The following is a 24,194-nucleotide window of genomic DNA, read 5'->3' as shown; positions in this document are numbered from 1 at the left end:
AGCTTTTAATGTCTCAATTAGAAGCTGCCATTACTCAATCAGTATCAACCACTGAATCCTTTTACTTAGCTTGAGAAAAAGAATGAAAGAATTTAAGAATTTTATAAATGGTCAATTTGTTACTTCAAGCAGCGGTAAAACGTTCGAGAACCGCTGTCCTGTAGACAACAGTGTTATTGGTACTGTCCATGAGGCAGGCCTACAAGAAGTTGACATGGCCGTTAGCGCAGCCAAATCTGCGATGAAAGGACCTTGGGGGGAAATGACCCAAGCTCAACGTACCGCCTTACTTAACAAAGTTGCCGACCGTATTAACGAACGCTTTGATGAGTTCCTCGAAGCTGAATGTTTAGATACAGGTAAGCCTCATAAAATTGCTTCCCACATTGATATTCCCCGGGGTGCTGCGAATTTCAAAGCCTTTTCTGAAACCGTTGCAAACCATCCGACTGAAGCTTTCCACATGGATACACCGGATGGCTTAGGTGCACTGAACTACGGACATCGCACGCCTAAAGGTGTTATTGCCGTTGTCAGCCCTTGGAACCTTCCGTTGTTATTAATGACATGGAAAGTAGGCCCGGCCTTAGCTTGCGGCAATACCGTAGTGGTCAAACCTTCTGAAGAAACACCAGCAACCGCCACACTGCTTGGTGAAGTTATGAATGAATGCGGTGTACCTGAAGGGGTTTACAACGTGGTTCATGGTTTTGGTCCAGACTCTGCTGGTGCTTTTTTAACCGAACATAAAGATGTAGATGCGATTACATTTACTGGAGAAACCCGCACCGGTGAAATAATCATGCGTGCTGCCTCTGTCGGTTTACGTAATATTTCTATGGAGTGTGGTGGTAAAAACCCTGGGATTGTTTTCGCAGATTGTGATCTTGATAAAGCAGTTGAAGGTACCCTACGTTCAGCTTTTGTGAACTGCGGTCAAGTTTGCCTAGGTACCGAACGAGTTTATGTTGAACGTCCTCTGTTTGATGAATTTGTTCAACGCTTAAAAGAAGGAGTAGAGAAACTAAAAATGGGTCGTCCTGAAGATCCAAGTGTAGATTTTGGCCCACTGGTTAGCCAAGAACACAAAGATAAAGTCCTCTCCTACTACAAATTAGCCGTAGAAGAAGGTGCAACCGTCGTTACGGGTGGTGGTGTCCCAGAGATGGGCGATGCGCTAAATGCTGGAGCTTGGGTAGAACCTACTATTTGGACAGACCTTCCTGATGACGCTCGCCTCATTAAAGAAGAGGTATTTGGGCCCTGCTGTCATATTCGCCCTTTTGATTCAGAAGATGAGGTTGTCCATTTAGCAAACAATACCAACTACGGTTTATCTGCAGCGGTATGGACTGAAAACTCAGCTAAAGCATCCCGTATAGCCGAGCAACTAGAAGTTGGATTGGTATGGATTAATAGCTGGTTCCTACGCGACCTTCGCACCGCATTTGGTGGTGCAAAAGAATCAGGTATTGGTCGTGAAGGGGGTGTTCATGGCCTTGAGTTCTACACCGAAACTAAAAACATCTGCATTAAATTCTAAGACACGAGCTGAGCCATGAATACAACCGCTACAAACAATAACCCTGAAATCGGTTTACTCACCGATATTAAAGGCGTTATGACTAATGTACATGACCAGGGGACAGGTTTCCCCGTTGTACTACTTCATGGCTCAGGTCCAGGGGTAACAGCGTGGGCCAATTGGCGCCTTAGCATTCAAGTTCTAGCAAAAGAGCGGCGTGTTATCGCACCAGACCTAATGGGCTTTGGTTACACCCAAGGCTCAACCCACAACCACTACACCATGGACCTATGGGTTCAGCACCTAATCGATACTCTAGATTACTTAGAAATTGATCAAACCGATTTAATAGGCAACTCATTTGGGGGGGCGCTTGCACTGGCTATAGCCATTAAAAACCCCAACCGCATACGTCGCCTAGTCTTGATGGGAAGTGTCGGTGTTCCCTTCACTTTAACCCAAGGACTGGATCAGGTTTGGGGTTATCAGCCCTCACTAGAATCAATGAAAAAAATGTTAGATATCTTTGCCTTTGACCGAAACCTTGTTACCGATGAGCTCGCAGAGCTTCGTTATCAAGCAAGCATACGTGAAGGTGTACAGAGATCATATTCTGCAATGTTTCCAGCCCCTAGGCAGCGTTGGATCGATGCCATGACGAGTGAAGAACAACAGATTCGTGCACTCAGGCATGAAACTCTCATTATCCATGGCCGGGATGATCAAGTCATTCCGCTTGAAAATAGCTTCACATTAAACCGCTGGATCAGTCGATCTCAACTTCATATTTTTGGTGAATGCGGTCATTGGACTCAAATTGAACACGAAGAGCGGTTTAATCAGTTAATTGCCACCTTTTTAAAAGAAGGTGATCAACTTGCATACGAGAAATAAAATGAACCCAAAACAGATAGAGAAATGCGGTGATGAACTCTATGAGGCGCTCACCGAACACAAAACATTAAAGCCATTTACTGAACGCTTTGACGATATAACCATTGAAGATGCTTATCATATTTCGTTACGTATGGTGGACCGTCGAGTACAAGCCGGCGCTAAAATTATCGGCAAAAAAATTGGTGTGACCTCAAAAGCTGTTCAAAACATGCTGAATGTACACCAACCAGACTTTGGCTATTTAACTGATGATATGGCGTTTAGCCAAGGAGAGGAGATGCCTATCTCCGAACGCTTGATTCAACCCAAAGCAGAAGGTGAAATTGCTTTTATTCTTAAAAAAGATCTTGTTGGCCCAGGCATCACAAATGCAGATGTATTAGCGGCAACCGATTATGTAATGCCCTGCTTTGAGATTGTCGATTCACGCATTGAAGATTGGAAAATAAAAATCGAAGACACTGTCGCTGACAATGCATCTTGCGGCCTTTTTGTGTTGGGCGACCGTGCAGTAAAACCAAGTGAAGTAGATCTAGCAACTTGCGGCATGGTAGTTGAAAAAAACGGCAAGGTTATCTCCACCGGAGCGGGCGCTGCAGCACTAGGAAGCCCCGTTAATTGCGTGACTTGGCTGGCCAATACCTTAGGTGAATTCGGTATATCACTCAAAGCAGGAGAAGTCATACTCTCCGGCTCATTAGTACCACTTGAACCCGTTCAAGCAGGCGACTTCATGACAGTCAGTATTGGCGGTATTGGATCTGCATCTGTTCGTTTCACCTAACTCGACCACACTGACTTTGAGGATATAAATATGAGCAAGAAACTAAAAGCAGTCATTATCGGTCCGGGTAACATTGGTACCGATTTACTGATGAAAATGCAGCGTTCTGAGTGGGTTGAACCTGTATGGATGGTGGGTATAGACCCTGAATCAGAAGGTCTTAAGCGTGCAAAAGAGATGGGCATGAAAATCTCTAGCACAGGTATCGACGGTATGTTGGATCAAGTAATAAAAGACGATATTCGTGTCGCCTTTGATGCAACGTCTGCTTACGTACACGCAGAAAACAGCCGGAAATTAAATGAGCTTGGCGTGATTATGGTGGATCTAACGCCAGCAGCTATCGGCCCATTCTGCGTCCCGCCGGTAAATTTAAAGAAACACGCCTCTCAATTAGAGATGAACGTCAATATGGTGACTTGTGGTGGACAAGCAACCATACCGATGGTGGCCGCGGTTTCACAAGTGCAAGACGTGGAATATGGCGAAATTGTTGCGACCGTTTCCTCCCGTTCTATTGGCCCAGGCACCCGTCAGAATATTGATGAGTTTACCCGCACCACTGCCGGTGCAGTTGAGGCCGTAGGTGGTGCGGATAGAGGCAAAGCAATCATCATAGTCAATCCAGCGGAGCCCCCTTTGATGATGCGCGATACAGTGCATTGCTTAACGAAAGAAAAGCCCGATCAAGCAGCAATCACAGCATCCGTTCACAACATGGTCAAAGAGGTTCAAAAATATGTGCCGGGCTATAAATTAGTAAACGGCCCTATTTTTGATGGCAATAAAGTATCTGTCTTTATGGAAGTTGAAGGGCTAGGTGATTTCCTACCCAAATATGCAGGTAACTTGGACATTATGACTGCCGCAGGACTTCGCACAGCAGAGATGTTTGCTGAAGAAGCCTATAACGGAACAATCACGCTACCAGAACGAGGCTAAAACAATGGACTTAACAGGTAAAAAAGTAACACTTCACGATATGAGTCTACGTGATGGGATGCATGCTAAACGTCATCAACTTTCATTAGAACAGATGGTTGCTATTTCAACCGGCTTAGATGATGCCGGTATCCCCCTAATCGAGGTGACACATGGTGATGGTTTAGGGGGCTCATCCTTGAATTATGGGTTTCCAGCCCATACTGACGAAGAGTACCTAAACGCTGTCATTCCAAAAATTAAAAACGCAAAAGTGTCTGCATTATTACTGCCAGGCATTGGTACCGTCGATCATCTTAAAATGGCCCGTGACTGTGGCGTCAACACAATACGTGTAGCGACTCACTGTACCGAAGCAGACGTATCCGAGCAGCATATAGGTATGGCCGCTAAAATGGATATGGATACTGTGGGCTTTCTTATGATGGCGCATATGGTGTCTGCAGAGAAAATACTAGAACAAGCAAAATTGATGGAAAGCTACGGTGCTAACTGTATCTATTGCACCGATTCAGCGGGTTACATGCTTCCTGATGAAGTATCCGAAAAAATCGGCCTACTACGCTCTGAATTAAATCCTAATACAGAACTAGGCTTCCACGGTCATCACAATATGGGGATGGCCATTGCTAACTCATTAGCTGCAGTTGATGCAGGTGCAAACCGCATAGATGGATCTGTAGCCGGTTTAGGCGCCGGCGCTGGCAATACACCACTCGAAGTGTTTGTCGCTGTGCTTGATCGTATGCACGCTAATCATGGTGTAGATCTCTATAAGATTATGGATGTTGCGGAAGATTTAGTCGTCCCTCTAATGGATCAACCTATACGTGTTGACCGTGATGCATTAACCCTAGGTTATGCGGGCGTTTATAGCTCATTCCTTCTCTTTGCTCAGCGTGCAGAAGCCAAATATGGTATCCAAGCACGGGATATTTTAGTAGAACTTGGTCGTCGCGGTACTGTGGGTGGTCAAGAAGATATGATTGAAGATTTAGCTCTAACAATGGCTAAAGAAAAAGGATTAATCTAATGGGTAATCTAACAAAAGCACAAATTGAACAACTAGCCGAGCATTGTGAAAACGCCGAGTTAAAAGCATACGAAATCACTAAAATCACAGATGATTTTCCTGATATGACCTACGAAGATGCCTTCGATATTCAATGGGAGATGCGTCGCCGTAAAGAGGCCCGCGGCACTAAAATTGTTGGCATGAAAATGGGGTTAACCTCATGGGCTAAAATGGCTCAAATGGGCGTTGAACACCCTTGCTATGGTTTCCTTGCCGATTATTTTTCTGTTCCTGATGGCGGTGAGATCAAAATTGATGAACTGATTCATCCCAAAATAGAAGCCGAGCTAGCCTTTGTTACTAAAGCCCCCCTAAAGGGCCCAGGTGTACATATTGCGGATGTTCTACGCGCAACTGATTTTGTTATGCCGGCAGTGGAAGTCATTGATTCACGCTACAAGGATTTTAAATTTGATCTTAAAAGCGTTATTGCTGACAACTCCTCATCAAGCCGTTTTGTCGCCGGTGGCACTATGGCAAAAGCAGAAGACTTAGATCTGAAAAATATTGGTGTGGTAATGGAGATCAACGGTGAAGTGGTTCAAGTAGGTGCCGGTGCGGCCGTACTAGGACACCCAGCATCCTCCGTTGCAATGCTGGCTAATATGTTAGGTGAACGAGGGGAAGAAATCCCTGCCGGAACCTTTATTATGATCGGAGCAATTACCGCGGCCGTCCAAGTTAATAAAGGCGATAGCTTTACAGTGCGCTATCAAGACTTAGGTACTGTTAGTGGTAAGTTCGTATAGTTAATACTTAAAAGGGGTAACTAGATGAATTCAGCAGAAAATACTAAACCTACGGTTTGCCAACCGGGAGATGAAGGTCCCATTACGGTCAGCATCTCACGTAAAGTAAAGTTAGGTTCTGAGGCCGAGTATGAAAACTGGGTTTCAGGTGTGATCAATGCTGCATCTAGTTACCCCGGTCATCTGGGAACAAATGTTTTACGACCGAGCAAAGCAACTAACCATGAATACGTCATTATCTATCGCTTTGATAATTATGCTAATTGTCAGCATTGGGAACAATCTGAAACAAGAAGCGAATGGTTAGCTAAACTTGAAAGTTTAGTTGAAGGGGAAGCGGTAACAAAACGAGGAACAGGACTTGAGTTTTGGTTTGATCTACCTGAACTCCCCACCCAAAAGCACCCTTCCCCTCACAAAATGGCGCTGATATTAATCATTGTCGTTTATGTTCTTGTTGTCGCAATCAACTTAGCGTTTGCTCCCATTTTAGAGCCAATGTCTTTTTGGTTTAAAACATTAACAATTGTCGTAGCCCAAGTTTTGTTGATGACCTATGTCGTTATGCCCAGAGTAACGCGTCTATTAAAATCATGGCTTTATAGCTGAGGGAAGATATGCCAATTATACAGATCAACATTATGGAAGGACGTTCTGATGAACAGAAAGAGCGCCTTATAGCCGAAGTAACTGATGCTTGTGTTAGAGCCTTAGATGCACCTAAACCTAGCGTCCGTATTATGATTAATGAGATGCCTAAACAGCATTTCGGTATCGCGGGAGAGTCCGCAAAAAAATTAGGTAAGTAAAGCTAGGCTAAGATTAACATTCACTACTTCATCGTCCTTGTAAACGAGCATTGATCTACACCTTTGCCCTGCGCCTGCAGGGCTTTTTTTGTCAAAAGGTCGAAGACTAAGTCGCGGCCATAACCTTTCGCTCCTCTTCCGTTTTCGCCAAAATAAAGTCAATAAACAATCTAACTTTGGTTGGCAGATATTGGCGATGGGGATAAACCATTTTCACCTCTCGCCCAGCCGGCTCATATTCAGGTAAAAGGGTAATCAAGCGCCCCGTTGTTAATGCCTCGCCAACAATATAATCGGGTAAGCAAGCCACACCAATACCCGCTTCAACAGCCTCAGCGGCACCTTGTAGCTCATCAAAGATCAACCGAGCCTCGCCGGTAAACTCAGAGGTATTTCCATATCTATCGGTAAAATTCCAAATAGGAGAGCGACGCGACAAAATTAACGGATACTCTTTTAACTCGTTGATCGAGGTCGGATGACCTAAACGCTCAATTAGACGAGGGCTTGCACATAATGAAAAACGGGAGGTAAACAAAAAACGGGATATCCAATCTGCGATATGTATCTCTCCAATACGGAAAGCTATATCAATCCCCTCCTCTTTTAGCGCTATATTACTGTTCGACAGTAATAGATCGATATTGATCTTGGGGTAACACTCCATAAACTCAAAAAACCATGCATTTAACAACTCATTAGCTAAACTCACTGGTGCAGTGATTTTTAGGTTTCCTTGGGGAGATGTCAGCTCCCCCTCTAAGCCTTGAGTTGCATCACTAAGCTCCTCATATAATGGCTGACAGCGTCGGTAAAATAATGCGCCGGCTTCTGTCATAGAGAGCTTACGTGAGCTCCTATACAAAAGCTGATAGCCCAGCTGCTCTTCGAGCTGCTGTATACGGCGACTCAATGTAGAGCTCGGCATATTCAGCTCTTTAGCCGCAGCTATATAGCTACCACGATCAACCACTTTGACGAAAAGATAAAGATTATGAAAATCCATTCACATTATCCCATTTGTAGGATTTAAGTTCTCAATTATACCAGTAAATTTTATATACGAGATATTATAGAATCAAACGAAAAGCCAATTGGGGATCGTATGGATCATTTAAAATTGCCAGTAAATCCACAGCTTTGCCAACAAGTTCGTTTTGATGAACGAGATGGACAGATCTGGTTGGACGAACAACGAGTTCTACTCATGCAATTGATCGCGCTTGCAGAGTTTCGTAAAGAGCAGATAGAAACCCTAGGGCTGGAGCGCGCTAAAGGCTTTTTTATGCGCTTGGGCTATAGTATTGGCAAAAAAGACGCACAACTTGCCCTTAGACTCAGCCAATCCAAAGAACCTTTAGATCTTATTAGGACTGGTTTTAGCCTTCACTCCCTTAAAGGCTTTGTCCGTGTTGATGAACAACAACTTGAAGTCGATCAAGCCAGTGGACATTTTTATGCTGAATACATCATGCATGATTCTTATGAAGCTGAAATGTTCTGCACAGAGTTAGGACAACTTGAAGAACCTGTTTGCTGGAGCCTTATTGGACAGGCCAGTGCCTTCACATCCGCTCTACTTGGTCGAGAGATACTTTTTAAAGAGATCACTTGCCGAGGCTGTGGTGACAACACCTGCTTGCTCGTAGGTAAACCCGCTGAAGAATGGGACGATGTAGCCACCTATCGTAAATATTTTAGTCGTTCGCCTATTATTGAAGAACTGTATGAACTTCAATCTCAGATCTCCGTTTTACGTCATAAAGTTGATAAAAAATCGACCTTAGGTAACTTCCGCGGACAATCCCCCGGCTTTCAGCATGTCTGTAAATTAGCTAACAGAGCAGCCGACGCCAATGTTACTGTACTTCTACTCGGTGAAACCGGTGTAGGTAAAGAGCTGGTTGCACGGGCAATACACGATGCAAGTAACCGAGAAAATAAAAAATTTGTTGCGGTCAACTGCGCAGCCATCCCCCCTGACCTTATAGAATCAGAACTCTTTGGTGTCGAAAAAGGAGCATTCACAGGGGCAAGCAATTCCAGAGAAGGAAAATTTGAACGGGCCCATCAAGGGACTATTTTCTTAGATGAAGTGATTGAGCTATCCCCTCGCGCACAAGCGGCACTCTTAAGAGTTTTACAAGAAGGTGAACTCGAACGCGTTGGCGATAGTCAAACCCGAAAAGTTGATGTCCGTGTAGTCGCCGCAACCAACGAATCATTAGAGGAAGCGGTTAAAACAGGGCGCTTTAGAGCCGACCTCTACTATCGTTTGAATGTTTACCCGATACATATACCGCCATTAAGAGAGCGTAGCGAAGACCTTATTTTATTGATTGAACACTTTCTTGAGAAATATCACGCCTACTACAGCAAAAGAACCGCAGGCCTTTCAGGAATGGCCATGCAGGCAATGATGAATTATGACTGGCCGGGCAATGTTCGTGAATTAGAAAACCTGATTGAACGTGCACTTATTCTTACTGATAGTGGCGAAGAGATCAGCGCAACGGTTTTATTCCCAACCCTTAGTTTTAAAGCAAGCCAAATATTATCAGAGGATGGACATTTAATAGATTCATCCGAAAATGATGCAAAACAACACTCCACACTATGGATTCAAGAAGCACTTAATGATTGCGGTTCACTAGAAGATATTGAACAGAAATTTTTAGATTATGCCTTAGACAACGCCCAAGGCAATGTATCAGAAGCCGCACGTATTTTAGGTATTTCTAGACCCACACTCGCTTACCGCATGAAGAAAATGGAAGAAAAAGGATAAGAACATGAACCAATTATTAGCCACTACATTAATCACAAAAGCAGAACAAAAAGCAGAGGAACTTGGTGTTAAAGTTTGTATCGCTATTACCGATCAAGGTGGACACCTTAATGCTTTTCGCCGTATGGATAATGCGTTTTTAGGATCAATTGATGTAGCGGCTGGCAAAGCAAAAACCTCAAGCCTCTTCCCTATCCCATCCGGTGTTTTCGGCAAACTGATTAGAGAGGAAAACCTCTTAGGTATGGAAAATTCTAACGATGGCCTTATCGGTTTTGGCGGAGGGCATCCCATTTTTGTTGATGACGCTCAGATCGGTGCGATCGGTATCTCAGGTGCCACTGAAGCGCAAGATACAGCCATTGCAGAATTTGCAGTAAAGGAAACAGAACTGAATGGCTAATATCAAATTAAGCATTGTCGATCAGTCCCCTGTTCATGATGGGAAAAACCAAGCTGATGCATTAAATGACAGTATAAAATTAGCCAAGTTAGCGGATGAACTAAATTATCACCGCTATTGGATTGCTGAACACCACTCAACCCCTGCTTATGCCAGCTCAGCCCCAGAAATTGTTATTGGCCAAATTGCCGCCAACACCAAACAAATCAAAGTGGGTAGTGGCGGCGTTATGCTCTCCCACTACAGCCCTTACAAAGTTGCGGAAGTTTTTAAAACTCTAGAAGCCTTTCATCCTGGTCGAATCGATTTAGGTGTTGGCCGAGCACCGGGGGGATCAGAAGCGTCAAGTATCGCTTTAGCTTATCCACACAACCCATTAGCATCTGACCATTATCCTCGCCAACTAGAAGCCTTAACCGCTTTTATTGACGATTATCAGTTTGCAAACCAACACCCATTTTCAGACCTCACAACGACACCTATGGGTGGAAGCTCCCCAGCGCTTTGGACCTTAGGTTCAAGCGATGGCAGTATAGATTTAGCGGCATCCATGGGATTAGGCTTTGTATTAGCCCTCTTTATTGGCACCCACGAGCGGTCCGCTGATATTATAAATCGCTACCGTAAACTATATCAACCACGTACAGAAAATGCCCCTCAATCGGGACCCGCCATTATCGCCAGTGCCGCCATTGCAGCAGAGACAAAAGAGGAAGCTGAGCTTTTAGCTTCCTCACATACCTACTGGAAAGTCTTAGCCTTTCGCCATGGCATTCGTGAAGAGGTTAAACCTCCTGAGGTCTGCCTAGACCTAATGAAAAAACTCTCACCTTCTGATCAAGCTTACTTCCATGAAACACGGGATAGCATCATCACCGGCACACCTAGTGAATGTAGGGCTAAATTAGAAGAGCAAGCGAACTACTATGATGTAGACGAGATGATGGTTGTGGCTGTAACCCACAGTTTTGAAAAACGCTGTGATAGCTACCGTAAATTAGCGCGGGCATTCAGTTTATAACCCGCACTGAATGAATGGACTAAAAACATTCAATAAAAAAACCGACTTAGACATTCACTAAGTCGGCTTTACACTCACGTCACTTACTTATCAGGTAGGCTGAAAACTAAAAGACTATCACCGGTTGGATAACCTGCAATTTTATTTCCCCCAGCCGCAACGGCAATATATTGCTTCCCTTTGATTGAATAACTAATCGGAGGCGCATTGACTCCGTACGATTGTTTAAATGACCATAATTTTTTACCGCTATTTTCATCTAAGGCAAAAAATTCACCATCTCCTTCACCACTAAAAATCAAACCACCCGCTGTCGATAGAACACCACCTAACATAGGTAACCGCGTTTTATGTTGCCATTGGATTTTACCGTCTGTCAGCGCAATCGCTGTTAACGTACCAAATGCTGGTTCATCACTAAACTCAAAATAGGTATAGGTTTGCCAAGGTAGCTCTTTATTTACATTTAGCGGTTTCCGATAATAAGTCGCCGGCTTATGAATACCGGCAATATACACTTGCTGCTTGGCCTGATTAACAGATACCGGTGACCAATTACTCCCCCCCGCAATACTTGGAGCAATAGTCACCCCTGCTGCTGAGGGATCAGCAAATAAGTTTATTTGCGGTACAAAGGCTTCCGATTTATACAGTAGCTCCCCGGTTTCTCGGTTTAACGCATAAAACCAGCCCGTTTTCCCTGCTTGCCCCACGGCTTTAACTCGCTCACCATTAATGACTGTCTCAAAAAGCACAGGAGGACTTGAAACATCATAGCCCCAACGATCATGTGGTACCTGCTGAAAAGCCCATTTAAGTTCACCACTTTTACTGTCAATAGCAGCGATACTCGACGTATGTAAATTATCCCCTGGGCGGGTAGAGCCATCCATATTAGGGGCTGGGTTACCTGTCCCTATGTAAAGCCAACCACTTTCTTCATCTATCGCAGGCGTACTCCAAATAGAGCCACCGCCTAATTTCCAGCTTTGGCGAAAGCGAGCCTCTTGTGCTTGCTCATTTTTTATATCTCTATTGAGCAATACACCATCGACTGTCATTTCTCGCCATTGCCCTACCCAACCTTCGCCATTAATGCTGTACCAACGCCACAACTCCTTTCCTGTTTGACTATCAAATGCAGCAAGAAAACCTCTCAATCCAGTCCGACCATCACCTAAGCCAACAACCTTTAAACCTGAATCAGTATCTAAATGAAGCCCATACCCTGCCCCAGTGCTACCAATAAAAACTTTATCGTCATACACTTGAGGTGCCATATTAAAGCTATGACTGGTTTCACCAATCACTTTCGCATTGCTGCCTAGGTTAACGCCTTGTAAAAGCCCTTTCATACTCTCAGGTGTCGATAACGCAATATCTTCCACCTCCACTTTCCACAAAACAGCGCCCGTCTCCTGATCCAATGCAATTAAATATCCATCAATCGTCGCTTGAAAAACGGCACCGTGATTCACTGCTACCCCCCTATTCGCAGGGCCGCAGCAACTTTTCTTATGTTTTAGTGTATGTTTGTAACGCCAAATTTCCTTTCCATTTTCAGCATCTAAAGCCACAACGTGATTAAAAGGCGTACTTATATAGAGCCGATTTCCTATGTTAATCGGAGTGGTTTGAAAACTTGCTTTAATGCCAGTGCTATACGACCAAGCCAATTTGAGCTGGTTAACATTGTCAGCATTAATTTGAGATAATGGGCTAAAACGCTGATTTGATAGCCCGTTACCATATGTCGACCAATTAGAACCACCTCCATACGCGTAACCTCCTGCGCCTAACATACAGACCAAATAGAGCATGAGCCTATTCATATTTACCCCCTTAATAATTGTTTACTATCAATACCCCCTTAATTAACTCCCTCCTTAATTATATTAAAAGAGCTACCCGTTATACTTATCATTAGTCAGGTTAAATAAGCGTCCTAGCACCCTAGCACACAAATCAAGCTAATTAAGAGAATATACTTTGCTACACAGTCTATACCAAAGCCCACATCACACAGCGGGTATTTAACCCGATAAACATCGCTTAAATTGCCTATTAAGCTGAATGAATCCGGTAAATTTCTGCGGACACACTGGTATATATACATATACTAGGCCGAACTAGAGCGCCTTGCGCTATTTGCTATGCAAATTGGGGAAACTGGCAGAAGGCTTTTAGGGTTTTGAGATTTGGCTCGCTCGCTCTTTCCTCACCTCTTTCATTTGAGAAATAAGCACAATAAGCGAATTTTGGCACAACACAATAAGCGAACAACAGCACATAGAAGCACCTCGATAAAAGCAATATGTATGTTTCTTTTTGCTGCTAATACCACAAGAAAAATTGAATGCTGTGCTGGCGGTACTGGCCGAGGATAATCCGTCATCGACTGGGGCACCAGCCAAGCCAAACGGGAAAAGAACAGAGTAACCCGCTGACCGATGATCCATGGCAGGGGTTGCTGGGAGAGAATGAATGATCGCAGATGCCAACAATGGCCAAAGCGATGAAGTAAATGTTCTACAGCTCTCGATTCATGGCGTGCTGATCGGCTATCTCAGGGTTTAAGAATGGTCGCAATGTCTTGAGCATTGCAGACTCATTTAAAAACGATCCTGAGCGCCCGATATTTAGCCTGATTACTCATCCCGCGTTTCCGAATGCGACAAAGATAATGGCTGACCCATGGGCACGGAACCAACGGCCTTCGCCCGGGGTTACATGAGCTGAGTCCGACGAGCATCTCTTGTCTTAGTATTAATTTAAGCAAGCTTCAGACGCAAAAAAACCGACTTAGAATTAACTAAATCGGCTTTCTCTGTATTTGGTAGCGGGGGCTGGATTTGAACCAACGACCTTCGGGTTATGAGCCCGACGAGCTACCAAGCTGCTCCACCCCGCATCAATGTGGGGCGAATAGTATAGACCGCCTTAGACTTTAGCAAGCCCTATTTCACGCAAATGCAAAATAAATGAAATAGAGATAAAAGGTTGATTACTATCTGATCAGAACTTCATGAAATGGATATTTTTCGCACAATCGATCCAATATCTGCGGGTTCTACTGGCACCTGCTCAAAATATAGCTATTATTTAGCCCAACCTGTTTTGATGCAGTTTATCATTGCAATAAATGCAACAGAACAACCCATATATATCATTTTACGCGACGCTTTAATTCAATTAGAGTATCGCCATAATTAACCAGCTTTCGGGTTTCACCCGACATAATTAATACGGAATTTGGAAATGTCTAACAACTATTTCAATACACTACCTTTACGTGAGCAGCTTGCACAGCTAGCTAAATGTCGTTTTATGTCTATGGACGAGTTCAGCGATGGTGTTGAAGCGCTTAAAGGCAAAAAAATAGTCGTAATCGGCTGTGGTGCACAGGGTCTTAACCAAGGTCTTAACTTACGTGATAGTGGTCTAGATGTTTCTTACACCCTTCGTGCAGCTGCAATTGCTGAAAAGCGCCAGTCTTGGAAAAACGCGACAGAAAACGGTTTTGTTGTGGGCACATACGAAGAACTTATCCCAACAGCTGATGTTGTATTGAACCTTACACCTGATAAGCAGCACACGCCTGTTGTAAACGAAGTCATGCCACTTATGAAAAAAGGCGCTTGCCTATCTTACTCTCACGGTTTCAACATCGTGGAAGAAGGCATGAAAATCCGTGAAGACTTAACCGTAATCATGGTTGCACCTAAGTGCCCTGGCTCTGAAGTTCGCGCTGAATACGTGCGTGGCTTTGGTGTTCCAACACTTATTGCTGTTCACGAAGACAACGATCCTAAAGGCGAAGGTCTTGCACTTGCAAAAGCATACGCTGTAGGTACAGGCGGCCACAAAGCAGGCGTTCTAATGTCTTCTTTCATCGCGGAAGTTAAGTCTGACCTTATGGGGGAGCAGACAATTCTTTGCGGTATGCTTCAGACAGGTTCCCTACTTTGCTTCGACAAAATGGTTGAAGAAGGTATTGATTCTGGTTACGCATCTAAGCTTATTCAGTATGGTTGGGAAACGATCACTGAAGCACTTAAATACGGTGGCGTGACTAACATGCTAGATCGTCTTTCTAACCCAGCTAAGATCAAAGCATTCGATCTTGCTGAAGAGTTGAAAGAGATCATGCGCCCACTTTACAACAAGCACCAAGATGACATCATCGACGGTACTTTCTCACGCGTTATGATGGAAGACTGGGCGAATGATGATAAAAATCTTCTAGGCTGGCGCGCAGAAACGGCTGAGACTGCTTTCGAGAAAACTCCTGCAGGCGATGTTGAAATTTCTGAACAGGAATTCTTCGACAACGGTATCCTTATGGTTGCAATGGTTAAAGCCGGCGTTGAGCTTGCATTCGAAACAATGACGGCTGCAGGCATCATTGCTGAATCTGCTTACTACGAATCACTACATGAAACACCGCTTATCGCTAATACAATTGCGCGTAAGAAACTTTATGAGATGAACGCAACAATCTCTGATACAGCAGAATACGGTTGCTACCTATACAACCACGCATGCCTACCGCTATTGGCTGATTTCATGAAAGGCATTAAAACTGACGTTATCGGTAAAGGTCTAGATACAACAGACACCGGTGTAGATAACGCTCGCCTGATTGAAGTAAATGCTGCCCTACGCAGCCATCCAGTAGAAGCCATTGGTGCAGTTCTACGTGGCCATATGGCTGACATGAAGAAGATCGTATAATTATTTGATAATTATGCATTTTTATTCATAGAATAAATAAAAGTCAGGGCCTTTGGTCTTGGCTTTTTTTTCGCACTAACGTAAGTTGTTCCACATTTTTTTGACGAGGAACGGTAGAGTATTGACCCAAATACTTCCGTCACATATTGAAATGAAAAGCATCAAAATAGAAAATTATACGGCAGCCTTTGGTGAGTCCTTCACCTTAAACAATATTAACTGGACACTTGAGCCAAACCAACACTGGGTTATCACTGGCGCTAACGGTTCAGGTAAATCTGCCCTATCAGCTATTTTGGCCGGTGCGGGCCATAAAGTCAGCGGCTCTATTTCAGGCCTACCTCAGCATATTGAAATTGTATCTTTTGAAGCCCAAGCCGAGCTAATTGAGCGTGAGTTGAAAAAAGACGATGCTGACATCATGGATGTAATATCCGAAGGCACCCCCGTCAGAGAGATCCTTGAAGAAGGCAAAGCACTTTACCCTGAATTTGATAGCGCCTTACTAGATCAGCTAGTTGCCATGTTCAAATTAGAACCGATGTTGGATCGTAGCTTTAGAAAGCTATCAACGGGCGAGACGCGTAAGATAATGCTGATTCGAGCATTAGCAAACAACCCTGACCTCATTATTCTTGATGAACCTTTTGATGGGCTCGATACGGCCTCTATGCAACTGTTGCAAAGCTTGTTAAAAAGCAAGATCGATTCCATAGCAATGGTGCTCGTGCTCAACCGTTTTGACGAAATTCCCGACTTTATTACCCATATTGCCTACACCGATCACGGCAAGCTTCAACACAGCGTAGATATCAATAACAAACAGGCTTACGACGACCTTTACCAACTGCTTCACTTAAAAACAACTGAGCTCTCGGTGCCTGCGACAGATCTTTCTGACCGCCCGCCTTCACTCAACCCCAAAGATCCTCTTGTGCGCCTAAAAAACATTAAAGTCGCTTACGGCGATGCCACTATTATCGACGGTCTCGATTGGACGATTGAAGCGGGTCAGCATTGGCAATTAAGCGGACCTAACGGCAGTGGAAAAACCTGTTTATTAAACCTAATTACCGGCGATCACCCTCAGTGTTATACCAATGATATTTTTGTATTTGGTATGCAGCGTGGACACGGTGAAACGATTTGGCAGATCAAACAATATATTGGCTACGTATCCACCGCCCTTCAGTGGGAATACCGAGTCAGCATAAGCCTGCGTAACGTCATTCTATCTGGTTTCCATGACAGCATTGGGGTCTATACAAAGAGTACAGACAAGCAAAAAGCAGTCGCAGACCAGTGGCTAGCGCTGCTCGGCATGAAAGATCGAGCTAACGAGCCCTATAATCAGCTTTCGTTCGGTGATCAACGCTTACTGCTGATCGCACGTGCAATGGTTAAACACCCTACGCTGTTGATTTTAGATGAGCCCTGCTTAGGCTTAGATGATATCAACCGCCAGCTTGTTTTAGCGTTGATTGAAAAAATATGCACTAGTGGCGACACCACCGTACTTTATGTCAACCACCATGCAGAAGATCAAATTAGCGGTATAACCCAGTTTAAACAACTTGAAAAGCTCGATGCACAATCATCTTAACGCGCTAAGGCCACGGATGGTTCTTAACACACAACTCAAATAAACAACGCAAATGAACAATTATTGAACTTTTATTCCTTTATCTGATCATAGTCACTATCAGATTGTGGAGATTAAGCGATGTGTAATTCACCTAAAACAAATCATAGAACCGTTAGTCGGTCAGGTAATTCAAGCTTACACCTTAGCAGTGCACAATATGCCTCTTACGCCAAAGTAGCGAATGCGGCATTTGAACGAAGAAAACAATTAAAGGTGGAAAAAAACGCCAGTACCCAGAAACAACCCTAGTCAACATCGGGTAAAAAACAGCAGACAAGCGGATTACTTCAAATACTGACTTCGACTCAAAAATGCTATTTAAGTGATCGAGACCCGACAATTCAGCCCCATTGAAAAAGATTGATCAGGCGCTAAGGTTTGTAGATTATCTAAAAGATGCGCATTTTCCAAACAAAGCATCTTATGGAAAGCTTGATCAGCAAAATTGCTTAACCTTTTAGCTTTCTCAGCCCACGGGTTCCAAACAACAAGGTCTGGTGCATTATGGCTTGTCACTTCAATTTGGCGTACAAAACCGGGATCATTAATCAGCACAACACCGCTCAAATTCTTATAGATGCGATCGACTTCAGATGAGACGCGTAAAGGATTATTAGAACAACTAAGCCGCCAATCCTTCAATGTATCTATATATTCCACACCCTCTAGCCCTAAGACCTCAACCCTCTCAATACCGGCAATATTAAAATAACTATGCAGTGCAGAGGTAAAGGAAAATGCCTTATCTCCCGTATTTATTACTTCAAAGTTCATAGAAAGAGAGCGACCTACAGTCACCTCTAACTTTAATAAGGCTGGAAACGGCCAAAGATCAGATGGCTGTACATCTAATTCCAGTTTAATCAGGGTAGTTTCACTATCAATTAACTTAACATCAGCTAAGCACCACTCTTGATCACGAACTAAGCCATGAGCGGGAACAACATCCAATGATATTTGATCTTTTACCTGATCCGGATTCTTAGCTAAATCGCCAAACCAAGGCCAACAAATAGGAATTCCCCCACGAAGCGGCTTACCCACTTGATAGTCGCATTGATCGCTTAACCAAAGCAAAGGACGCTCACCCGCTTGTTTGTATTCAGCAAGCTGCGCTCCTTGAAGAAAAATAGTGGCCGACGCAGCTTTATTCTTCACACTAACCGCAATAAGCTGCTTATAGATCTCAATTGTTACACCTTTCAGAGCACCGTATTCCGCATACAACGCCTGAACTTTGTCAGCCAAATTCATATAATCTTCCATATTAAATTTATACCCGCGATTCTACTCTTGAGACTAAATAAGATTAAGCCCTAAAACAGGTAAATAGATACCAAATGCATAATAAACCTTAAAAGAGATAAATAACCTACACTTAAACTGGAAAGAGGCATCTATTAACTTTATGCTGAATCACACATTCAAATCTATCCAGGCACTATGCAACATAACCCTTTATTATTACCTATCGCAAAAATCCTTAGGGATTCTCCGCAAGCGATCAGCGAATATGAACTCTTTCAACAGTTAGCCTTTGATGATAACGACTTAAAGCTACCCACAGACCCTTCCGCTGATTTAACCTTATTCCGTCGCCACTTTTTAGTAATGAATGCTCTTTATCAACTGCAGCCTGTCTTTTGGGAAGAGGGATTATCCCTATCTATCTCCGCATTAAAAATAGAACTCAGCCCCAGACAAAACACAGCCGATAAAACGCTAACCTCTCCAGTCTCTGACGAAGGTATACGCTCTTACTATCTTGACTGGAATGAATTTTTAAAAAGCGATCAAGAAAGTGTTGATACTCTTCTGGATAGTTTCTGGCAACGTTATTACAAAATTGATGAAGCAGAACACGCTCTTGCCACTTTAGGGTTAAAGGGTGACACCGATACAAACAGCATTCGTCGAAGATACCAACAACTAGCTTCCCAACATCATCCCGATAAAGGAGGCGACCCAGAACAGTTCATTAAAATAAGAGAGGCATACGAAGTGCTTGTATGCATAAGACAATAGTCTCTTTATACTTAATTCCATGAGTTGCTGATAGAGCTGTACAGCTTCCCTTAAGTTTCACGCTCTAAAATACCCTAGGTCGACACTTGTAAACCCCATCCAGGAGGAACCATGGTTATCACAAGTAAAGGTATAATCAAACTCAGCTTCATCTCAAGCGCTATTTTGTTAGCGGCTTGTAGTGGAAACAATCCACAAGTCCAATCATCCCCTTATTCAGCAGCAGAATTAGAACAAAGAAACAAAGAACTCGTTGAACGAGAAAAAGCCGTTGCAAAACGTGAAGCTGAAACTCAGCAAACATCCGATGGTAACGAACTACTTCCCCCTAATGCTAAGCCCGGCGAATGCTATGCCCGTGTTTGGGTAGAGCCAACCTATCAAAACTACACAGAAACCTTACTTGTTAAAGATGCGAGTGAGAAAGTCGACATCATCCCTGCATCCTATGAAAAAGTAACGGAACAAGTACTTATTCAACCTGCTAGCTATAAGATGATTGCCGTTCCTGCTCAATACGAAACAGTGACTGAGCAAAAGCTGGTAAAAGAAGCCAGCACTCAGTGGTTGATCGATCTAAAAAAAGGCAGCGCTCCTGCCAGTCAAAAACTACTTGATGCAGCCAGCGAACATGGTATCGATCTAGCAGCAGCACAGCCTGGAATGTGTTTCCATGAACATTACCTTCCTGCAAAATTTGAACAAGTAAATGAACCTGTTCTTATTCAAGAAGAATATGAAGTGGTAACCACCCAACCCGCTGAATTCCGTTGGGTTGAGAAAACAGTACTGGTGAAAGAAGCCAGTACACGTATTGAAGAGATCCCAGCTCAGTACTCTACTGTGACAGAACAAGTGATCGACGTACCTGCCCACACTATTTGGAAAAAAGGCACGGGTCCAATCCAAAAAATCGATGCGGCAACCGGCGAGATCATGTGCCTAGTTGAAGTACCTGACACCTTCAAAACGGTAACTAAACGCGTTCTATCTTCACCTGCGACAACTCGCACGATTGAAATCCCAGCTGTTTATGAAACCGTTCGCGTACAAGAGCTAGTTTCTGAAGCAAAAGAGGTGCGTACAACGGTACCGGCTAAATACAAAGATGTACCTGTCACGAAGAAAGTCAGTGATGTTGCTTTTGTATGGCACGAAGTACACAACCATGAACACCCAAGAGAAACACGCACAGGTAATAAGATCTGTTTAACTGAGCAACCAGCTCAGTACAAAACAATCAAACGTACTGTAGTAGCAACGCCTGCGACAACGCAGAAAGTTGAAATCCCTGCTAAATACGAAACTGTAACAGTGACCAAACTAGCGTCAGCAGCTAGCGAAAACCGTACAGAAATTCCAGCAGAGTACGAAACCGTTTCATTAAGCAAAATAGATAAAGATGGCTATATGGAATGGCGCTCGATTCTTTGTGAAACCAATATGACGCGTACTACCATCATGGATATTCAACGCGCTTTGGCTAGCAAAGGCTATAATCCCGGTAAGATTGATGGTGTTGTAGGACGCGAGACGATGAGTGCGGTTAATGATTTCCAACGCGACAATCAGTTGCCTACGGATAAATACATTAATATAGAAACAGTAAAAGCGCTTAATGTTTCCATTTAATAAACGTTAAAAACCTTTAGCTGGAACCAAAGCCCCCTACAAAAGATTAGCTGTCATTTTGTAGGGGCTTTCTTGTAATAATCAACGTTTACCTAATGCTCGCTTTTTTGCCCTGCGTTTTTGTGCACTTTTTGAGTTCTTTCGATTCACCTCAATCACCCGAGTAAAATCTGGCTCGAACCCCTCTAACCACTGCTGTGGTAAACGCTCATCAAGAAGAGCTTCAACCTCTTCTAAAAGATAGTTTTCCTCCTCAATAAGCAGAGTAATCGCTTTTCCCTGATGCCCTGCTCGTCCTGTGCGGCCTATACGATGTATATAATCTTCTGGTTTATACGGCATCTCAAAATTAATCACCGCCTCCAACTGCTGAATATCCAGACCGCGTGCTGCCACATCCGTAGCAACCAGCACCTTAACTAAACCACTTTTAAAATCAGACAAGGCTTGTTCACGAGATGTTTGTGAACGATCCGCATGTATAGCCTCAGCACAAAGACCCGTTAAGCTTAATGCCGCAGCAATCTTGTCTGCACCCTGCTTTGTCCGGCTAAAAATCAAGACCTGCAGCCATCCCTCTTTAGCAATAAGATGAGAAACCAAAGCCAACTTACGCTCAGGATCACAATTATAAACAACCTGCTGCACATCAAGAGATCGACTATTGCGCTGATCAACCTCAACCAGTTCAGGCTTATGTAATAAGTTTTTACTAAATTTATAGATGCTATCGCTCAAGGTTGCGCTGAATAACAATGTCTGTCGGGTTGTTGCCTCAGGTCTAGATTTAGGCAATTTACTCATTACCGCTTTAATCTCATCCTTAAAACCCATATCCAGCATTCTGTCGGCTTCATCTATCACTAACACTTCGATAGTCGATAAATTAACCACCCGCTTTTTAATGAGATCAAGTAAACGTCCAGGGGTCGCAACAAGAAGATCAATCCCCTTATTTATTTGATTCACTTGAGGGGCTATTCCGACCCCACCGTAAGCAACCGCCGATCTAAATCCGCTACCTTTGGCATACTTTTTAAAACTATCATTAACCTGTTGAGCCAGTTCACGTGTAGGCGCTAAGACAAGGATTTTTAATACTTTTTTAAGGTTATCAGTATCGTTTAGATGCTCATGCTCGCTGAGAATTCTATTTAGCAAAGGCAAAGCAAAAGCGGCGGTTTTACCTGTGCCCGTTCGTGCCCCAGCTAAAAGATCACGCCCCGACATAATCACAGGAATCGCCGCCGCTTGAATAGGCGTCGCCTCACTATAACCCGCACTCTCGATTGCATTTACGATAAGAGGGTTCAGACTCAATTCTGTAAAGTTCAATTATTTACCGTCCCGCTATCCCGTTGCTCAACTACCAAGGATCTTCATCGGTAGTGCCAACGCCTCATTACCACTCTGCGCCAACACCCAAATAACCGTGCATAAGCCTCCAACCGTACTAAAATACCAAAGAGCCGACACAATCTGACCATAACGATCTAAAGGTAACAGATCGCTTATATGTCGGCGCTTCCATTCAAACACAATCTCAATACTGCCGATAGCTAATAAAAAACCTAACAATGTCATATTAAAATAGTAACTGAGTACAACCCCAGCAATAACACCTAAAGCACAACAAACTAAACCTATAACAGAGTTCACTGAAAAAGCGATACTCTTCAAAATATGCCCACCATCTAAAGGTAAAACAGGTAAGAGGTTAAACAAGTTTAATAGCGCATTAAAGGCGGCTAAACCCGCAAAAAGCTCTATATCAGTCAGCCAATAAACAACGAAGCAAGCACAGGAGAGTAACAGCCCGAAAAAAGGACCCATAATTGAGATATAAACGTCCTGCCAACGGGTATTAATACGATCATCTGACAGGGCTAAGCCCCCTACAAACGGAATCAAATAGATCCCTTTTGTTTTCAAACCAAAACGCTTCATCGCACGAATATGCCCATACTCATGAAACACTAAACAAAGTATCAGGGCAATCGCGAACTGTATCGAAAACAGCCAGGTATATGCTGCCAAACTACCTGCGGCAAAAAGAACTTTCAGAACCTTTGCACTTTTAAAGAGCTTTAACCCTAAGGAACCTATACCTAACCAACTCACTTTATTAGGCTGCTTTGGACGAGGCTCTATCACTTGAGCTTCTATATCCTTTTCACTCCGCTCACCTTGGCTGAGAAGCTCGTCCCTCAAACCATCACTTAGCTGTAATGAATAACTTAATGCAAATGGCTGCCATGTTAATTCAAGCTGCAGCACGCAATTGAGCTCTTGCTCCCCCGCTTTTAACTGGAAACTATGTAGAGAGGATGAGGAAGGGTCTGCGCTAGCATCATGCTGAGACACCAACTGATTATCCCAGTACAATGCCTGCCAACCGGCCATAGATCCTTCTAAACGAAGCTCACGGCCTAAACAATCGATCTTGAGTAACTGCAAAGAAATGCTCGCTGTAACCTAATGAATAAGCGCGCATTATGTAGCATCTAGAACAAGCAAGAAAGCTCTTCGCCCTAAGTCTTAACCTAAAACGCTGAGCACATACGATGATAAGTGAAAAACAAAAAATGCTCTCGGGATTACCTTTCAACGCACTTGATCCTGAACTTGTAAAAGAACGCAAACGCGCCAAAGCTCTATGCTTCGAATATAACCAGTTACACCCAGATCAAAAAGGCATGCGCCAACAGAAATTAAGTAAATTATTAGGCCAAGGATTCAAACCTACGATTGAACCTAACTTCCAATGCGATTATGGCTATAACATCCAGCTTGGAGAGAATGTTTATATCAACCATAACGGTACTATCCTTGATGCAGCTCCCGTTAATATTGGCAACAATGTGATGATAGGCCCCAATGTGGTTATTAGCACTACAACTCACCCATTGCTGGCCTCAGAGAGAAAGAAAAGTACAACTGAAGCAGCAGCAATCACAATTGCTCAAGATGTTTGGATAGGCATGGGAGCAACAATATTGCCCGGTGTGACTATAGATGAAGGCGCTGTCATCGCAGCAGGATCAGTTGTAACAAAAGATGTAGCTAAACAAACACTGGTCGCCGGTGTACCCGCTAAAGTGCTTAAGAAGATTACATAATCACTTAGCTAAAAAAGCGAGCTAAACTCTGTTTATTCCGTAAACA

The 24,194-nt window shown here is 43.6% G+C and carries 21 protein-coding genes and 1 tRNA gene; 16 read left to right on the top strand and 6 right to left on the bottom strand.

Annotated elements, in window-relative coordinates; translation table 11 throughout:
- Positions 1-82: 82 nt before the first annotated feature.
- From A3774_RS11420 to A3774_RS11385, 8 genes are read left to right on the top strand one after another with little or no spacing between them, the layout of a single operon-like run.
- Positions 83-1,543, top strand: coding sequence for a 2-hydroxymuconic semialdehyde dehydrogenase (locus A3774_RS11420; RefSeq protein ID WP_067867338.1), 1,461 nt, complete (start codon positions 83-85; stop codon positions 1,541-1,543).
- 15 nt (positions 1,544-1,558) lie between these two features.
- On the top strand, positions 1,559-2,419 hold the full coding sequence (locus tag A3774_RS11415; protein ID WP_067867335.1) for an alpha/beta fold hydrolase: 861 nt from the start codon (positions 1,559-1,561) through the stop codon (positions 2,417-2,419).
- Position 2,420: 1 nt separating this feature from the next.
- Positions 2,421-3,206, top strand: coding sequence for a 2-oxopent-4-enoate hydratase (dmpE, locus tag A3774_RS11410; protein ID WP_067867332.1), 786 nt, complete (start codon positions 2,421-2,423; stop codon positions 3,204-3,206).
- 30 nt (positions 3,207-3,236) lie between these two features.
- Positions 3,237-4,148 (top strand): acetaldehyde dehydrogenase (acetylating), encoded by a 912-nt coding sequence (locus A3774_RS11405; protein WP_067867329.1) that lies wholly within the window; start codon positions 3,237-3,239, stop codon positions 4,146-4,148.
- Positions 4,149-4,152: 4 nt separating this feature from the next.
- Positions 4,153-5,181 carry a 4-hydroxy-2-oxovalerate aldolase gene (gene dmpG, locus A3774_RS11400; RefSeq protein WP_067867325.1) on the top strand — a complete coding sequence of 343 codons (1,029 nt, stop codon included), beginning with the start codon at positions 4,153-4,155 and terminating at the stop codon, positions 5,179-5,181.
- Positions 5,181-5,972, top strand: a complete 792-nt coding sequence (dmpH, locus tag A3774_RS11395) for a 2-oxo-3-hexenedioate decarboxylase (RefSeq protein ID WP_067867321.1) — start codon at positions 5,181-5,183, stop codon at positions 5,970-5,972. Before dmpG ends, dmpH begins: the two co-directional genes overlap by 1 nt.
- A gap of 24 nt (positions 5,973-5,996) precedes the next feature.
- Complete coding sequence (locus tag A3774_RS11390) at positions 5,997-6,581, top strand: antibiotic biosynthesis monooxygenase (RefSeq protein WP_067867318.1); 585 nt, start codon at positions 5,997-5,999, stop codon at positions 6,579-6,581.
- An 8-nt stretch (positions 6,582-6,589) separates the two neighbouring features.
- The gene (locus A3774_RS11385; protein WP_067867315.1) at positions 6,590-6,781 is read left to right on the top strand and encodes a 2-hydroxymuconate tautomerase; all 192 of its coding nucleotides are present in this window, start codon (positions 6,590-6,592) and stop codon (positions 6,779-6,781) included.
- 106 nt (positions 6,782-6,887) lie between these two features.
- Here the strand turns inward: A3774_RS11385 and A3774_RS11380 are convergent, their stop codons facing one another.
- Positions 6,888-7,787 carry a LysR family transcriptional regulator gene (locus tag A3774_RS11380; RefSeq protein WP_067867312.1) on the bottom strand — a complete coding sequence of 300 codons (900 nt, stop codon included), beginning with the start codon at positions 7,785-7,787 and terminating at the stop codon, positions 6,888-6,890.
- A gap of 99 nt (positions 7,788-7,886) precedes the next feature.
- Here A3774_RS11380 and A3774_RS11375 point away from each other — a divergent pair, with 99 nt between their 5' ends.
- Genes A3774_RS11375 through A3774_RS11365 form a run of 3 tightly spaced genes read left to right on the top strand, consistent with a single transcriptional unit; the run spans position 7,887 to position 10,993 of the window.
- A complete protein-coding gene (locus A3774_RS11375; protein ID WP_067867310.1) occupies positions 7,887-9,569 on the top strand; it encodes a sigma-54-dependent Fis family transcriptional regulator in 1,683 nt (560 codons plus the stop codon).
- A gap of 4 nt (positions 9,570-9,573) precedes the next feature.
- On the top strand, positions 9,574-9,972 hold the full coding sequence (locus tag A3774_RS11370; RefSeq protein ID WP_067867308.1) for a GlcG/HbpS family heme-binding protein: 399 nt from the start codon (positions 9,574-9,576) through the stop codon (positions 9,970-9,972).
- Positions 9,965-10,993 carry an LLM class flavin-dependent oxidoreductase gene (locus A3774_RS11365; RefSeq protein WP_067867305.1) on the top strand — a complete coding sequence of 343 codons (1,029 nt, stop codon included), beginning with the start codon at positions 9,965-9,967 and terminating at the stop codon, positions 10,991-10,993. The genes A3774_RS11370 and A3774_RS11365 overlap by 8 nt, the downstream gene beginning before the upstream one ends.
- 83 nt (positions 10,994-11,076) lie before the next feature.
- Here the strand turns inward: A3774_RS11365 and A3774_RS11360 are convergent, their stop codons facing one another.
- The gene (locus tag A3774_RS11360; RefSeq protein ID WP_067867303.1) at positions 11,077-12,825 is read right to left on the bottom strand and encodes a pyrroloquinoline quinone-dependent dehydrogenase; all 1,749 of its coding nucleotides are present in this window, start codon (positions 12,823-12,825) and stop codon (positions 11,077-11,079) included.
- 1,002 nt (positions 12,826-13,827) lie between these two features.
- A tRNA-Met gene (locus A3774_RS11355) sits at positions 13,828-13,904 on the bottom strand.
- Positions 13,905-14,251: 347 nt separating this feature from the next.
- On the opposite strand from A3774_RS11355, the gene ilvC reads away from it, so the two are divergent.
- Entirely contained in the window at positions 14,252-15,727 is a 1,476-nt protein-coding gene (gene ilvC, locus A3774_RS11345; RefSeq protein ID WP_067867299.1) for a ketol-acid reductoisomerase, read from the top strand.
- Positions 15,728-15,878: 151 nt separating this feature from the next.
- The gene (gene modF, locus A3774_RS11340; RefSeq protein WP_067867297.1) at positions 15,879-17,330 is read left to right on the top strand and encodes a molybdate ABC transporter ATP-binding protein ModF; all 1,452 of its coding nucleotides are present in this window, start codon (positions 15,879-15,881) and stop codon (positions 17,328-17,330) included.
- Between the two features lie 360 nt (positions 17,331-17,690).
- Here the strand turns inward: modF and A3774_RS11335 are convergent, their stop codons facing one another.
- Positions 17,691-18,626, bottom strand: a complete 936-nt coding sequence (locus A3774_RS11335) for a D-hexose-6-phosphate mutarotase (protein WP_067867295.1) — start codon at positions 18,624-18,626, stop codon at positions 17,691-17,693.
- 189 nt (positions 18,627-18,815) lie between these two features.
- Between A3774_RS11335 and A3774_RS11330 the strand changes: the two genes are divergently transcribed.
- Both A3774_RS11330 and A3774_RS11325 read left to right on the top strand, forming a co-directional pair.
- Positions 18,816-19,397, top strand: coding sequence for a DNA-J related domain-containing protein (locus tag A3774_RS11330; protein WP_067867293.1), 582 nt, complete (start codon positions 18,816-18,818; stop codon positions 19,395-19,397).
- Between the two features lie 111 nt (positions 19,398-19,508).
- Positions 19,509-21,029, top strand: coding sequence for a peptidoglycan-binding domain-containing protein (locus A3774_RS11325; RefSeq protein WP_082792424.1), 1,521 nt, complete (start codon positions 19,509-19,511; stop codon positions 21,027-21,029).
- A gap of 81 nt (positions 21,030-21,110) precedes the next feature.
- Here A3774_RS11325 and A3774_RS11320 read toward each other — a convergent pair whose 3' ends face one another.
- Positions 21,111-22,364 (bottom strand): DEAD/DEAH box helicase, encoded by a 1,254-nt coding sequence (locus tag A3774_RS11320; RefSeq protein ID WP_067867291.1) that lies wholly within the window; start codon positions 22,362-22,364, stop codon positions 21,111-21,113.
- Positions 22,365-22,391: 27 nt separating this feature from the next.
- On the bottom strand, positions 22,392-23,486 hold the full coding sequence (locus tag A3774_RS11315; RefSeq protein WP_067867289.1) for a site-2 protease family protein: 1,095 nt from the start codon (positions 23,484-23,486) through the stop codon (positions 22,392-22,394).
- A 107-nt stretch (positions 23,487-23,593) separates the two neighbouring features.
- Between A3774_RS11315 and A3774_RS17195 the strand changes: the two genes are divergently transcribed.
- Positions 23,594-24,148: a sugar O-acetyltransferase gene (locus A3774_RS17195; RefSeq protein ID WP_067867286.1), complete on the top strand. Its 555-nt coding sequence runs from the start codon at positions 23,594-23,596 to the stop codon at positions 24,146-24,148.
- Positions 24,149-24,194: the final 46 nt, after the last annotated feature.

The organism is Neptuniibacter marinus (assembly GCF_001597725.1).
Taxonomy (GTDB): domain Bacteria; phylum Pseudomonadota; class Gammaproteobacteria; order Pseudomonadales; family Balneatricaceae; genus Neptuniibacter; species Neptuniibacter marinus.
This window is presented reverse-complemented; position numbering and strand designations above follow the sequence as displayed.